This window comes from Nostoc sp. (assembly GCF_036917235.1).
In the GTDB taxonomy this organism is placed as follows: domain Bacteria; phylum Cyanobacteriota; class Cyanobacteriia; order Cyanobacteriales; family Nostocaceae; genus Nostoc.
Genome location: NZ_JBALDU010000023.1, coordinates 1 through 13,706, shown reverse-complemented (window position 1 = coordinate 13,706; position 13,706 = coordinate 1). Strand labels below are relative to the sequence as shown.

The following is a 13,706-nucleotide window of genomic DNA, read 5'->3' as shown; positions in this document are numbered from 1 at the left end:
TATTTTTTCTCGAAGATCGACAGAGTAGGACTTCATTTAAAAGGATTTATATTTTAATCTAGTGTACCTCATAATAGACGCAAGTGCTGTAATGAATACCCTGGTGATTATAACTGGGGCTATAAAGTTCGCCACTTCTTTGCTACAGAATCTAGTTACGGTTCAACAGCAGATTTAAAGCGGTTTATTGACGAGTGTCATGGTAGAGGCATTCGCGTATTTATGGATGGAATTTATAACCATACAGATGAAGAATGCCCTTTAATACTAATTGATCGTAATTACTGGTATTACGAACATAAACATTATCCTGAAGACCCAGATAATTACTGGGGGCCAGAGCTTAACTATGATAATTACGACAAAAACTTAAATATTAAACCTGCATGGGAATACATCGGCGATGTGGTAAAGTTTTGGATTCAGGAGTATCACATTGATGGAATTCGCTTTGATGCAGTGCGCCAATTGGCTAACTTTGAATTTCTCAACTGGTTGACTAAGGAAGCGAAAAACCATGCTGCGCCCAAACAGTTTTATAACATTGCTGAACACATTCCCGATACAAGCACTGTAGTCAAGCCAGATGGGCCATTAGATGCTTGTTGGCATGAGAGTTTTCGCTACTTTCTAGTTCCATATATTTGTGGGAAATCATTTGAATTAGAACAACTCAAGCAGATTTTAGATCCCAAACAGCAGGGTTATGCGATCGCAACCAATGTAATTAATTATTTGGCAACCCACGATCGCGAACGTGTATTACGAGAATTAGGCAATTGCGGCATCTTTGACACACCCGCATTTGAACGAGCTAAGTTAGCTGCTGCTATGTTAATGACAGCGATGGGTATACCGATGCTATGGATGGGAGAAGAGTTTGGCGAATACCAGCAAAAAAGCGAAGATGTGACTAAGCCACGCAAGATTAATTGGTCTTTGTTGTCAAACGGTCAAAATCATGATTTATTTGAGTATTATCAAAAGCTGATTGCTCTACGCCAGCAAACTTCAGCTTTGCAAAGTGACAATATTAAGTTTTTCTACGAAAATGCAGCTGAGAAAGTGCTGGCTTACAGCCGTTGGGATGAGCAGAATTCTCATGTCGTTGTTGTGGCAAATTTTTCCGACCAAAATCTAAATCAATATAAAATTTCAGGCTTTCCAACTGCTGAGTATTGGCGAGATTGGGTTAGTAATCAAGAAGTAAAATCTGGAGAGGATGGTTTAGTTACTGACTTGCCAAGCTATACAGCTAAGATATTTGTTTCAAATTCACAGTAATGTAGTCTGTAGCTCGTTAATGTCAAAAGGTTATAAATACATTGTCGCAAGCAGTGCGATCGCTCGTCAAACAAACTGCTTGCGTCACAACGCAGTAATAAGAGTAGCTGTGGGAGCAACAGCAAATAAAATAATATCATGTCCGATCGGATAAGCCCAAAACCCAGATTGTAGAGACGCGATTTATCGCGTCTTGAAAGACCAATCATCTACACCAATAACCTTTAACCCAACGTATTGTGACATAACACCATCTGCGAACAAGGCGTTGGGCAGTAATTAACAGGAGGCTTTATGATAATTTTTGACAATTTGCGCTTCCCTTTGACGCTTTTCACAGCACTAGGCTGCGGATTGGTGGCTGGCGTCTTCTTTGCCTTCTCAACTTTCGTGATGAATGCTCTTGCACGACTCCAGCCAAAGGAGGGCATTATCGCTATGCAATCCATCAATATCACTGCGATCAATCCGTTGTTCATGTTGGCACTCTTCGGAACGGCTGCGGCTTGCATCTTTCTAGCGGTTTCCTCGGTGTTAAAGTGGCATCAACCTGGCGCTGCCTATTTGCTTATCGGTAGCCTCCTGTATCTCATTGGTACCGTTCTAGTAACGATCGCGTTTAATGTGCCGCTGAATGATGCCTTAGCGATCGCTAAACCAGACAGCACTGAAGGCGCGAACCTATGGGCTAGATACCTTACCAACTGGACGTTCTGGAACCACGTTCGGACAATAGCGGCATTTGCGGCAGCACTTATACTCGGACTGTGCGATCGCACGGTGAAATAGGAATTATAAATACGTATGATACCCTTTGGTTGGTAATGAAATTTAGAGCAGTTGCAGAGATACTTGCAAGAGTGATGGAAGATGGGCGACTAATTATGGAATTTCCAAAACAGGTAGAGAAAATTTCTGTCAGCACTGACAATACTTTAACATCAGAATTCTCGAAAAAGATTCATCAGTCATTAACACAGCGAGATGCTCAGTTTATTGAATTACTGATGCCTGTATGGGAATGGTTTTACCGTTATTACTTTCAAGTAAAAACTGATGGATGGCATCACATACCAACAAAAGGAAAAGTACTACTGGTTGGATCTCATAATGGGGGAATGGCTTCTCCAGATTTAATAATGATGATGTACGATTGGTTTTCTAGATTTGGAACCGAGCGTTTGGTGTATGGTTTAATGCACCCTTCTGCTTGGAAAGTGAGTCCAGAAATAGCAGGATTAGCCCAGAAATTCGGAGCAATTGTTGCACATCCCAAAATGGCTAGCGCGGCTTTCGAACGAGGTGCTAGCGTTCTGGTATATCCTGGAGGACAATATGATATGTTTCGTCCTCATAGCCAACGTTATAAAATTCATTTTGCCGATCATCAGGGCTTTATCAAGCTGGCTTTAAAACAAGAAGTTCCGATTATTCCTGTAATATCGGTAGGCGCTCATGATAGCTTGATAGTCTTATGTGATTGCTATGATTTCGTCAAACAATTGCATCAGTGGGGATTGCCGTGGTTATATCAAATAGACCCTGGAGTTTTCCCAATTTACTTAGGTTTGCCTTGGGGCTTGTCTATTGGCCCTCTGCCAAATATTCCTCTACCTGTGCAGATTCACACTCGTGTCTGTCATCCAATTACTTTTGAAAGATATGGTCAAGATGCAGCTAGAGATCGTAACTATGTGAATACTTGTTATGAAATAGTTCAAAGTCAAATGCAGGAAGAGTTAAATAATTTGGTTAGGGATACTCAGAAATCTAACTAAAACACGAATATTAGTGACGAAGTGACGAATCTCCTAATATTTCCAAAAGCGATCGCTCCATAACTTCACTGACAAATTTATTACCTTGTAAGTTGAGGTGAATGTGGTCGTGAAACAAACCTTGGGGGTTGGTAGTTGAATTGAAGTTCGGTAAAAAGTCTATATAGTTAATTTGCTGTGCTTTGCTAAAATCACTCAAGCGCTGACGTGCTTTAATTTCGTAATCGCGGGGACCAGGTTGACCAATTTCTCGTAGCAAAGGAGTCATCACCAGCAAAAATTTGCTGTTGTTTTGGCGAGTCAAGGCTTGAATTTTAGCGATCGCCTCCAGATTAATCCCCACGCGATCGCCTGATTCATTTTGCACGGCTTGTAGTTCAGGAATTGGCTTTTGCTTGACGATGTAACGCTGCCACACTTCCACTAATGCCAGAGGAGGTTTACGATCGGGATAATTGCGATCGCGTCCGACTGGTAAAGAAGTAGGAGGAGTTGCAAACAAATCATCGGTATTAATTAATAACACCACTGCTTGCGCGTTAAAAGTGCCAAACTTCTCCAAATAAGCTAATTCATTCCTTGGCCCCCAAGAGTTAGCTGAAGCATTTAGCACTTCTACTTCCTGATAATTACTATTAGTGGATGATGGTAAAGAACGCATCATCAAACTAGATATTGTATTAGTCTGATCTGTCCACCAGCCACCATTAGCAATAGAATCACCTAAGAGGAGAATTCGCAGCCCAGTAGGTGCTGGTAGCTTTTTGATCGGACTACCTCGCATAGAATATTCATTAATTTCAATGCGATTCCCAAAACGACGGGTACGCTGGTTAGGAGCCAACAAATAACCAATCTGCTCATCGCCAATATAAATCAGGGGATTACCAAAACCAAACAGTGATCGCAGTCCGATTTCGATTACTAAAAACAATCCCACAACCACCGCCAAAATTACGCTCAGTGCTATTTTCACCTACTCATACCCTCTTATACTGAGTTGCTTTTCAATGATACTGGGGGATTGGGCATTGAAGAAGGGAATAGGGTACAGGTTAGAGGGTACAGATTATTCCCCCCTATCACCTGTCACCTCTTCCTTAACCCACTCCTAAATTTTTAAAGTGAATTTAACGTCATCCGCAAATAGAAGGACTACAATCAAAACGGACAAATATTTCATGCCCCAAAAAAGAGAGGATTACAAAGCTGTGTCCGACTTAAATCGCGGAATTATGAAATTTAAGGGAGCAGATTCCCCAAAAGTAGTCACTATCTCTACCGTGTTGCTTTTGGGATCGATAGCTGCTCTGGTCATCTGGGCGCTGCAAGCTGCCTATGCGCTAAACTAAAACCATTAGTAGTCTAGAAGGACACTTGTCTTAAACGGTTTCCGTCTTAGCCAAGTGTCCATTTAGCAGCTAATAAATAAAAGCCCCCCTAATAACCATCAAAAATTTCAGAAAAACTTTAGATTTTAGATTTGAGGTTTTAGATGGAAAATTTAAATCTAAAATCCAAAATCCAAAATGTTTGAACCTTGGGGTATCTTAGTTATTTTAATTCTCTGCCCCCTTTTGGGCGGATTACCCCTGATTGCATGGATAACTTATGCCCTCAAACGGAAGCAGTTATCACAAGTTGGTACAGGAAATATTAGTGTATCAGCTGCCTTTTATCATGGCGGTAAAATTGTCGGAATTCTGGCAGTCTTGTCAGAAGCATTTAAAGGAGTTGCGGCAGTCTTACTCACCCGCATTTTCTTCCCAGATGGATCGTCTTGGGAATTGCTTGCCCTAATCGCTCTGGTAATCGGTAGATACTGGATAGGCAAAGGAGCAGGTACGACAAATGTTGTCTGGGGATTTGTCGTACACGATCCACTTGTCGCGATATTTGTATCTTTCTTTGCAGGTATTACTTTTACAATTCTGCAATCAAGAAAGATAGTCAAATTTGGGGTTTTGCTGCTTTTTCCTTTGTTTGTGGCACTTCTGCACCTGAGCGATATTCCCAGAATACTTGCGGCTGTGGCCTTAGCTGGTTTAATGGGCTGGATTTACACCAGAATTCCTGATGATATGAAACTGCCAGCCCAAGAGGCACAAACAGAATCACAAGCGATGTTGGAATTTTTACGCGGCGAGCGCACAATGGTTTCTCTAGATGAAGAGTTAAATGCTGCCATAGTCGGAGAAAAGGCGGCAACATTATCTCAAATTAAGCGCTGGGGCTATCCAGTGCCGAAGGGATGGGTACTAGCACCGATCGACGATCCAGAAGGGTTAACAGAATTTCTTCAGCCATCAGAATTATCCCCCTTGGTGGTGCGTTCCTCCGCTATTGGAGAAGACTCAGAAGAAGCTTCTGCTGCTGGACAGTATGAAACAGTTGTAAATGTTACTAGCTCAGAAGCATTACAAGAAGCGATCGCTCAAGTTCAAGCTTCCTACAACCATCCATCTGCTGTCCAATATCGGCGCGATCGCGGCTTAAATGATACAGCAATGGCTGTGTTGATTCAACAACAAGTCCAGAGTGTATATTCTGGTGTTGCTTTCAGCCGCGATCCCATTACCCAACAAGGCGATGCGATCATTATTGAAGCCCTTCCAGGCAGCGCGACGCAAGTTGTTTCGGGAAAAGTCACACCAGAACAATATCGCGCTTTTGTCGTTGAAACAGAAAATTCTTACTCTGTACAATTAGAGGGTCAAGGACGAGTCCCACAATCATTAATTAAGCAAGTTGCATATTTAGCTTACCGACTCGAAAAACGTTATCATGGCACTCCTCAAGATATCGAGTGGAGTTATGACGGGCAAACGCTTTGGGTGTTGCAATCTCGACCGATCACCACTCTGTTGCCCATGTGGACACGTAAAATCGCTGCTGAAGTGATTCCCGGAGTAATTCACCCCTTAACATGGTCAATTAATCGTCCCTTAACTTGTGGAGTTTGGGGAGAATTTTTTACTTTAGTTTTAGGCGATCGCGCTTTGGGATTAGATTTCGCCAAAACAGCAACTCTGCACTATTCTAGAGCCTACTTTAATGCGTCCCTCTTAGGAGATATTTTTCTCCGTATGGGATTGCCGCCGGAAAGTCTGGAATTTTTAACCAGAGGAGCTAAATTAAGTAAACCCTCCTTGCAGTCAACTTGGGAAAATTTGCCAGGACTAGGGAAGTTGCTGAAGCGGGAATTAAGTTTAGAAAAGGACTTCAAGGAAGATTATCACAACCGATTCATTCCTGGGTTGTCGCAGTTGGCGCAGTCAGATATAGATAGCTTGGAACCAGCCAAGTTGTTGGCAAGAATTGATTTTATTCTGGAGTTGCTGCGTCATGGGACGTATTACAGCATTTTAGCTCCCTTGAGTGCCGCCCTGAGACAGGCAATTTTTCGGGTAAAGGATAAGCAAATCGATCATAGCGTCACCCCAGAGGTAGCAGCATTGCGATCGCTCAGTGCAATAGCTACAGATGCCAAGCAGGTATTGGTTGAGTTTGAGCCACAGCAAGTATTTGAGCAATTAAAGCAAACCCCCGAAGGAGAGAAAATCCTCCAAGCATTTAACGAATTGCTTCAAGATTATGGCTACTTAAGCGAAGTCGGAACCGATATCTCCGTTCCCACTTGGCGGGAAAATCCCCAGATGATTCAGCAGATGTTTGTGCAGTTAATGCAGGGGAACGAACCACAATCAGGTGCTAAAGACGCGATTAATAGTATCTTTGCCAGTAAGCGCAAACGTTCTTTTGTGCAACGCCGTGTAGATATCAAAGGACGAGTCACCGAAGTTTATTCCCGGCTTTTAGCTGAATTGCGTTGGAGTTTTGTGGCTTTAGAGAAGATTTGGTTAGAGTCTGGTTTACTTGGGCAAACAGGCGATATCTTTTTTCTCAACTTTGATGAAGTGCGGCGTCTAATTGTGGATGAAGATTCCAGCTTCATAGAGCAGTTAGATAAGTTAGTACAATTTAGGCGATCGCAATTTGTACAAGATAGCGAGATTATTCAAATACCTCTTTTAGTCTACGGCCATACACCTCCTCACCCGTTAGCTCCCTCTGAACTTTACTCTGACCAAATTTTACAAGGTATTGGAGCCAGTCATGGGCAAGCCGAAGGTAGGGTGAAAGTGTTGCGAAATTTACAAGAGATTCCAGACATCGATCGAGATACGATTCTGGTAGTACCTTACACAGATTCCGGCTGGGCCCCATTGTTATTAAGGGCTGGAGGATTAATTGCCGAAGCTGGAGGAAGACTTTCTCACGGTGCGATCGTTGCTCGTGAGTATGGAATTCCCGCAGTGATGGATGTTCGCGGTGCTACATGGATATTGCAAGATGGTCAACGAGTCAGGATTGATGGGTCTAGGGGTATTGTGGAATTATCTAATGATTTAAGACCCCAATGATTACCACTTCCCTGAAAGAATTGCCTGAAGAGTCAGTTTCTCACAATGCCGAAATCAAGAAAAAGGTGATGTTACGCTTCGGCGATTTACCTCACCTAACTAACTTTTCTCAAGCACGTTTTGCTCCCGGACAAACCGCACCAGCACACGCGCATCAAGATATGTGCGAAGTATTTTTTGTGGAAGCTGGTTCAGGAGTAATTCACATTGATGGTACAGAATACCCCTTGCTTCCGGGAAACTGCGTAGCCATCGAACCGGGAGAAGTACACGAAGTTGTCAATAATGGCTCAACCGAACTTGTTTTGACATATTTTGGTTTGCGAGTCGAAAAATCAGCGTAATTATTTTGAATACAAGATACAGTGAGGGCATAACCATGTTGTGCCCTCATAAAAGTTTGCGGATATTACTTATAAACAAAGATAAATTTGCAAAATTCTAATATACCAAGGGTATCGCCCCGCGCATCTGACGCAAAGAATTTATACAAGCAGGACAATCACAGCCAAATAAGTCGATTGCCACATTGCTCTCTTCATCATTGAACTCCAGCATGGGAGCATCTTCTTGAGAAAACTCTATTTCACGTTGATAGTTAGGAATTTGAGCCAATACGGAAGCTCTGGCACATACTAAACCCACTTTATGTTTATTGCGTATACAAGATAGACGATCTGTGGTTTTGGCTCTTGGCTCTGGCTCCATAGCTTGTGCGTGATTCAGCATTACTCCCATAGAGAGAAGAGAGCTAATCAGCACTGGAGAAGAAAGCAAACTCAGTATGAATTTGTTCATTGGTTTTCTTGAAAAACAATCTCGATTGCTCAGATTATCCGATTAAATCTTACAGTGCAAGTAAATGTGTATCAGGAATAGCCCAAAATCCAGATGTAGAGATGGGATTTATCGCGTTTTGAAATACCAAGGGACTTCCAACTCAAAAATATCCTATTGGTGTGTAGGCAAAAGCTCTTAGAGGGAAGACAGAAGTTGCTACAAGCTGCGCGAAACACCGAAACGTGAAGGCAGAAGCTCTTACAGGGAAGGCAAAACAGAGAAGTTTATTGGTAGACAAAGAGTTTTATATCCCATTGTCATTTGGAAACCTACTCAGTAATAATAGAATTTTCAACACAGTCTATCAAAAATTAAAGAGTTTGATAGTCAAAGCAGGTATTTTTTGAGCGTTATTAATTGCCATGTTTATCTTCAATAAAAAATATTTTTACCTCACACTTTTACTATTTTTAATAGAGGTATGTATTGCTGTTTTTATAAATGATAGTTTTATTCGTCCTTTTATCGGTGATGTTTTAGTAGTTATATTAATTTATTGCTTTGTCAAAGCTTTTTTGAATATACATTCATCCATCGTCGCTTTATCGGTTTTTGCCTTTTCTTGTGCAATCGAGATTTTGCAATATTTTAATTTTGTAAATAATTTAGGATTACAAAAATACAAGATTCTGGCTGTTGCTTTGGGAAGTGTATTTGATTGGAAAGATATTATTGCTTATGCAATAGGTATCATAACAGTCCTATGGTTGGAAAATAGAACATGATTACTCGATCGAGTATTTCGCGGCGTTCAATAGGGGGAGTAAATTCACGAATAGTATTCTAAATTCCATCATATCCATCTCCAATACAGGTTAGTATAGGAGCTATGATTTGACTGTTAACCCAATTGACTACAAGATTATTTTCTTGGAACTTGGCTGCGATCGCAGCCAAGTTGCGAAGACGTACAGCTTTATAACCTTTCCAGTCACAGGGTTGTCCAATTACTCCCTTACCTCATATTTCTGTAACAATCTTTTAGTCTTACTTATTTAGTATCGCTGGGAGAATAAAAACTGGGATGCATTGGTTTTCTTCGTTTTATCTGGATATTATAAAGCATTTCAAAAACTAATTCATTACCCATAACATAGTATTGAAATCGACGTTTGATAATATCGTTAAATTTAGAAATAAAATCATAAAAAAAGCTCGGATTTTTAGTGAGTTCTCTCAATGCTAATAACCATTTTCCTTCTTTGATAGAGAATGAAACTTGATAGTAAGCTAAAGTTCTGTTGTAAACTATAAGATTATAAGACAGAGCACGCATTAAAGCTGGATTTTTTTTCACAACTTTTTGCTGCATGAAAGAACAAGTAGCTATGCAATATTGATTTAGACGTTTAAATGGGCTTTCACGTACAAGAGAAGAAGAGCGTGAACGGTAGAAATAATAGGGTTCTGGCACTAGAAAAAAGCGAGCGCCATTAATTAAGCATTTCATGTCAAGCCAAAAGTCCTCAGCTATGCTTAGGGTTTCATCGTACTCAATGCTGTGTTTAACCAAAAATTCTCGTTTGAACATAGGCTTACTTAAACCAAGATGCAGCCCTGTTTTGCCATAGACATCAGTCTCTACGAAATAAACGATATCAATTTGGAGAATTTTATCTATATGTTCTCCACTTTCTTGAATCAATGTACTCCAAGGAGATGTTGCACCATCTTTGATAAAATAAACATCGTCTGCAATCATATCTGCATTTGCTTGTTCTGCCAGCAACACAAGCTTTTCTAATCTTTCATGAGCATACCAGTCATCTGAATCAAGAACAGCAATCCATTCTCCTTGGGCTGCTCTGATAGCAAGATTACGCGCAGCAGAAACCCCAAGGTTTTGTGGATTAACTATCACTTTGAGACGTTGATCGGTAAAACTATTAGCAACTTCTACAGTTTTATCAGTTGAAGCATCATCTACAACGATAACTTCAAGCTCAGTGAGCGTTTGATTTAAGACTGACTCTATTGCCTTCTTAATATAAACTTCAGTATTGTAGGCAGGGATAATTACAGAGACTTTAGGATTCATGGAACTAAACTCCTGACTAATCACTATATGCTTAGATTACAATGTTAAAATTCCAAAGAAAGTTTGTTGAAGTAAAAATTCAGAAGTCAGAATCAAGACACTTAAGGATTCCTTGGCGTTCGCGTTCGCGTCTCTGAAAGAGAAGCCTTTGGTAGAGAAGGAGCTTCGTTCTCAATCGGGGATTTAGACCCACTAATGAATTCTTGCATCACCAAATTTTCTTGGTTTGGGATATTCTTAAACCTGATGATTCATCCGCTAGTTGTACAGAATTTAGAATAAATTCTGACTCTTGATAAATGTATTCTGTTTGATAATAATTTATTTTTTCATAGCGTAATCATCAATGGCTTTTACTTATTTACATTGCAGGTAGGTAAAATATATTGGGATTTTCCTTTGAATGAACTACATACACGAGTTGTATCGTAACACAACTGTGACTGCTGTTGTGAAAAATCAAAATTTTGACGATGTACCAGTTGCTGTTGCACGCTTTTGGGAACTTCTATGCATATTCCTCAGATTTTCCTGTGTGTTGATAGTCTGGTGATTAATTAATTGAACAAAAAGTAATGTTGGGCACATTTTCCACGGCTGCTTGTATTCCGTTCCCGTGATGTACATCCCAGTCAAGAATTCCAACTCGCTTGATTTGTCCTATTTCTAAAGCATAAAGCGTAGCGTAGACGCTTTGCGGCTTGTCGCTAGACATCGCGGCATTACAGAAAATGCAAAATCCCATACCTTCATCTTTGAGTGCTTTAAAAAAGTGCTTATCTTGCCTTTTTTGCTCTCTTTGGTGACAGCGCCAATCGTGCCTAATATTCGGTATAGCGACGCGGCGTATAAACCCAGATATTACCATCGCGGCGTTTGATGGTTCGGGTTTTTGTGGAACCAACAAGAATAATTGTCCGCATATCAGCGCTTGCTGGCGTTAACTGCTCAAGTGCGATCGCTTTTACCGTTTGTCCTGGCCGACCAAGATTCCGGGCCAATACTACTGGTGTATCTGGTGTTCGATGTCGTAGCAAAATATTTTTCGCTTCTGCCAGTTGCCAAGTACGCTCTTTAGAAACAGGATTGTAAAAAGCAATGACGAAATCAGCCTCAGCAGCAGCCGCAATTCGTTGGGCGATCGCAGACCAAGGTTTCAAAATATCAGAGAGAGAAATAGCGCAGAAGTCATGTCCAAGAGGCGCACCAATGGCTGCTGCTGCTGCCTGCATTGCAGAGATACCTGGGGCTACATGAATGTCGATACTGTCCCATTCCGGTTTAGCGTAGCGATCGCATACCTCAAAAACCGCTGTTGCCATTGCATAGATACCGGGGTCGCCAGATGAAACTACAGCTACATATCGTCCAGATGCAGCCAAATCTAGGGCCATCTTTGCTCGTGCTTCTTCTTCGCGGTTGTCAGACTCATGCCGTTGCTTGCCATCAGCCAGAGAACCAACTAAATCTAAATAAGTTTTATAACCCACTAGGTCAGTTGCCGACTTGAGTATCTCCTTTACTTCGGGAGACATCCACAACGAATCACCAGGGCCCGTGCCAATAATCGCTAACCGTCCGCGTGGCTGACCGATGGTGTTGGGGTCAATTACTTGAGGGGCAATAGCGATCGCAATGTGGGGAGAAGGGGAAGATAAAGGGGATGTGCCTGTGGCGGCAATCGCTGCGGCTTGGGCGGGGCTATAACCTTGTGAAAGTAGACTTTCTAGCTGATTTGGGGTGAAAAAGCGGGTGGGCACTTTTAAGGCGCTAGCTACGGTATGGATTGTGGGATTGGCAGCGGCGGCGATGGGTGCAAATATCCCGGCGACTGATGTTTTTTCTAGTTTGGCATCAGCTAGTAACTGTTGTACTAAAGCAACTGCATCATCAATCATGCCATTAATTGCGATCGCGATCGTTGCTGGGTGGTAGACAAGACAGTTGGCTGTAGGAGTCACCAAACGTTCTGTAACTTGGATGGTCAAATCTCCCTTGGAATCTATCGGTAATTTACTATCGCTCAACCAAGGTGCTATTCCTTCGAGATTAACTTGCGCCCCAGCTAGCAAATCTGAAATAAATTTTTTCGCATCATCTGGGTTGGCTAAATGGTATCCAGGAGGAGGAGATAATAGCGTTGTGCCTAAACGTAAATCGCCTGTGGTCGTAATTGCAGGTTTGACATCCAGGGCTTCGGCAATGCGACGCGCTAAATCGTTTACTCCACCAAGTCCGCCCAAAAGAGGGACAACAGCGCTACCATCTTCAGCCACAGCTAGCACTGGTGGTTCCTGTCGTTTATCCGAGATTACGGGAGCTAACGTTCTAATTAAAATGCCGGCAGCACAAATGCCAATCAGCGGCCTTCCCTGGACAAATAACTCGCGTAGCGTCTCGCCAAAATTTGTAAAGCTGACATCAACTTCCGATGTGCGGCCCTCTAAACCGTATAGTGTTGCCCCTGGTAAGACGCTGATTATCTTGCGTGCTACTGTCACGCTATTTTGACCTAGTATTACAATGGCAGGTGCAACATTCATCATCATAAATAGATATCTTGCAAAATTTGATATCCTTCAAATGAAACCACAGATTTAGACATGTAGCGACTTCATATTTACAAGCTTGGGGAATTTGTCTACCAAGGGCAACTCTTGGAGAGGCTACGCTTACGCCTACGCGCTTCCTGTTTTCAGGATAACTGTTAAAAACCTATTTTGGGTTTATCCTATATTAGGTTTTAGAATTTAACTGAGTTTAGCAATATGTAATAACTCTCATCGAGATCGAATAAACCATCGCCAGAAAAAGGCAAGCTAAAGTGCCTAAATCAGTTTTCAGCGAAGATTACAATCGGTTTCGCCAGTTACTTATAGAAGCGCGGAAAGCTGCAAAGCTCACTCAAACAGAGTTGTCAGCAAAGCTAGAGCTTCCACAATCTTATGTATCAAAGTATGAACGTGGAGAGCGTCGTCTTGACGTGATTGAATTTTTACAAGTTGCCCAAGTTCTTGAAATCGATCCGCTTGCTTTTATCAAAGAACTGTTGAAATACCAAAAGGAGACATAATAATCATTATTCAATATGTTGACTTTAACGCAGCAGATACAATAATTAATACCCAATACCAAAACGAATGGCATGAGATTAGTACTACTCTCACTAGAATGCCTTTGCACATCAAGGCTTCAGATCAAGCTGGAATTCAAGGTAATGCAATATTCGATCCAGTAGGTACGAACGAATACAGCATTTACGGCTGTTATGAGGTACAGTAGCAGCAACTAGCAAACCAGTTTCTTAAATGTTGAGGATTTATTAAATTGAGTGCAACTGAG

Annotated in this window: 13 protein-coding genes and 2 pseudogenes; 9 read left to right on the top strand and 6 right to left on the bottom strand. The window is 41.6% G+C overall.

What is annotated here, in order from left to right; genetic code table 11:
- Positions 1 to 126: 126 nt before the first annotated feature.
- The 4 genes and pseudogenes from V7K44_RS33130 to V7K44_RS07995 form a co-directional block, all read left to right on the top strand.
- Positions 127 to 246, top strand: a pseudogene (locus V7K44_RS33130) (alpha-amylase family glycosyl hydrolase); the annotation flags it as partial.
- The gene (locus tag V7K44_RS33125; RefSeq protein ID WP_442940669.1) at positions 223 to 1,284 is read left to right on the top strand and encodes an alpha-amylase family glycosyl hydrolase; all 1,062 of its coding nucleotides are present in this window, start codon (positions 223 to 225) and stop codon (positions 1,282 to 1,284) included. The pseudogene V7K44_RS33130 and the gene V7K44_RS33125, both read left to right, overlap by 24 nt.
- A gap of 438 nt (positions 1,285 to 1,722) precedes the next feature.
- Positions 1,723 to 2,073, top strand: a complete 351-nt coding sequence (locus V7K44_RS08000) for an anthrone oxygenase family protein (protein WP_334930302.1) — start codon at positions 1,723 to 1,725, stop codon at positions 2,071 to 2,073.
- 35 nt (positions 2,074 to 2,108) lie between these two features.
- On the top strand, positions 2,109 to 3,062 hold the full coding sequence (locus V7K44_RS07995) for a lysophospholipid acyltransferase family protein (RefSeq protein ID WP_334930301.1): 954 nt from the start codon (positions 2,109 to 2,111) through the stop codon (positions 3,060 to 3,062).
- A gap of 10 nt (positions 3,063 to 3,072) precedes the next feature.
- Here the strand turns inward: V7K44_RS07995 and V7K44_RS07990 are convergent, their stop codons facing one another.
- The gene (locus V7K44_RS07990) at positions 3,073 to 4,038 is read right to left on the bottom strand and encodes an SGNH/GDSL hydrolase family protein (RefSeq protein ID WP_334930299.1); all 966 of its coding nucleotides are present in this window, start codon (positions 4,036 to 4,038) and stop codon (positions 3,073 to 3,075) included.
- Positions 4,039 to 4,243: 205 nt separating this feature from the next.
- On the opposite strand from V7K44_RS07990, the gene V7K44_RS07985 reads away from it, so the two are divergent.
- The 3 genes from V7K44_RS07985 (at position 4,244) to V7K44_RS07975 (ending at position 7,830) form a co-directional block, all read left to right on the top strand.
- Positions 4,244 to 4,414, top strand: coding sequence for a hypothetical protein (locus tag V7K44_RS07985; RefSeq protein ID WP_334930306.1), 171 nt, complete (start codon positions 4,244 to 4,246; stop codon positions 4,412 to 4,414).
- 177 nt (positions 4,415 to 4,591) lie between these two features.
- Entirely contained in the window at positions 4,592 to 7,486 is a 2,895-nt protein-coding gene (locus V7K44_RS07980) for a glycerol-3-phosphate acyltransferase (RefSeq protein ID WP_334930297.1), read from the top strand.
- Complete coding sequence (locus V7K44_RS07975; RefSeq protein WP_334930296.1) at positions 7,483 to 7,830, top strand: cupin domain-containing protein; 348 nt, start codon at positions 7,483 to 7,485, stop codon at positions 7,828 to 7,830. The genes V7K44_RS07980 and V7K44_RS07975 overlap by 4 nt, the downstream gene beginning before the upstream one ends.
- A 97-nt stretch (positions 7,831 to 7,927) precedes the next feature.
- On the opposite strand, the gene V7K44_RS07970 is transcribed toward V7K44_RS07975, so the two are convergent.
- Complete coding sequence (locus V7K44_RS07970) at positions 7,928 to 8,284, bottom strand: hypothetical protein (protein WP_334930294.1); 357 nt, start codon at positions 8,282 to 8,284, stop codon at positions 7,928 to 7,930.
- A 404-nt stretch (positions 8,285 to 8,688) separates the two neighbouring features.
- Here V7K44_RS07970 and V7K44_RS07965 point away from each other — a divergent pair, with 404 nt between their 5' ends.
- Positions 8,689 to 9,051, top strand: a complete 363-nt coding sequence (locus V7K44_RS07965; protein ID WP_334930292.1) for a ribosomal maturation YjgA family protein — start codon at positions 8,689 to 8,691, stop codon at positions 9,049 to 9,051.
- Between the two features lie 61 nt (positions 9,052 to 9,112).
- Here the strand turns inward: V7K44_RS07965 and V7K44_RS07960 are convergent.
- From V7K44_RS07960 to cobJ, 4 genes and pseudogenes are all read right to left on the bottom strand, one after another.
- Positions 9,113 to 9,271 (bottom strand): annotated as a pseudogene (locus tag V7K44_RS07960) (ISKra4 family transposase); the annotation flags it as partial.
- A 46-nt stretch (positions 9,272 to 9,317) separates the two neighbouring features.
- Entirely contained in the window at positions 9,318 to 10,364 is a 1,047-nt protein-coding gene (locus tag V7K44_RS07955) for a glycosyltransferase family 2 protein (RefSeq protein WP_334930290.1), read from the bottom strand.
- Between the two features lie 553 nt (positions 10,365 to 10,917).
- A complete protein-coding gene (locus V7K44_RS07950) occupies positions 10,918 to 11,232 on the bottom strand; it encodes a hypothetical protein (protein ID WP_334930288.1) in 315 nt (104 codons plus the stop codon).
- A complete protein-coding gene (gene cobJ / locus V7K44_RS07945) occupies positions 11,186 to 12,910 on the bottom strand; it encodes a precorrin-3B C(17)-methyltransferase (RefSeq protein WP_442940670.1) in 1,725 nt (574 codons plus the stop codon). The genes V7K44_RS07950 and cobJ overlap by 47 nt, the downstream gene beginning before the upstream one ends.
- Before the next feature lie 278 nt (positions 12,911 to 13,188).
- Here cobJ and V7K44_RS07940 point away from each other — a divergent pair, with 278 nt between their 5' ends.
- Entirely contained in the window at positions 13,189 to 13,437 is a 249-nt protein-coding gene (locus V7K44_RS07940) for a helix-turn-helix domain-containing protein (RefSeq protein ID WP_099103407.1), read from the top strand.
- The last annotated feature ends 269 nt before the right edge of the window (positions 13,438 to 13,706 follow it).

Bases quoted from the DNA above. Each gene is read 5' to 3' on its own strand.
- V7K44_RS07975 (WP_334930296.1), top strand. From the start codon at position 7,483: ATGATTACCACTTCCCTGAAAGAATTGCCTGAAGAGTCAGTTTCTCAC.
- V7K44_RS07950 (WP_334930288.1), bottom strand. From the start codon at position 11,232: ATGGTAATATCTGGGTTTATACGCCGCGTCGCTATACCGAATATTAGG.
- V7K44_RS07980 (WP_334930297.1), top strand. From the start codon at position 4,592: ATGTTTGAACCTTGGGGTATCTTAGTTATTTTAATTCTCTGCCCCCTT.
- V7K44_RS07970 (WP_334930294.1), bottom strand. From the start codon at position 8,284: ATGAACAAATTCATACTGAGTTTGCTTTCTTCTCCAGTGCTGATTAGC.
- V7K44_RS07995 (WP_334930301.1), top strand. From the start codon at position 2,109: ATGAAATTTAGAGCAGTTGCAGAGATACTTGCAAGAGTGATGGAAGAT.
- V7K44_RS07965 (WP_334930292.1), top strand. From the start codon at position 8,689: ATGTTTATCTTCAATAAAAAATATTTTTACCTCACACTTTTACTATTT.
- cobJ (WP_442940670.1), bottom strand. From the start codon at position 12,910: ATGATGAATGTTGCACCTGCCATTGTAATACTAGGTCAAAATAGCGTG.
- V7K44_RS08000 (WP_334930302.1), top strand. From the start codon at position 1,723: ATGCAATCCATCAATATCACTGCGATCAATCCGTTGTTCATGTTGGCA.
- V7K44_RS07985 (WP_334930306.1), top strand. From the start codon at position 4,244: ATGCCCCAAAAAAGAGAGGATTACAAAGCTGTGTCCGACTTAAATCGC.
- V7K44_RS07955 (WP_334930290.1), bottom strand. From the start codon at position 10,364: ATGAATCCTAAAGTCTCTGTAATTATCCCTGCCTACAATACTGAAGTT.
- V7K44_RS33125 (WP_442940669.1), top strand. From the start codon at position 223: ATGGATGGAATTTATAACCATACAGATGAAGAATGCCCTTTAATACTA.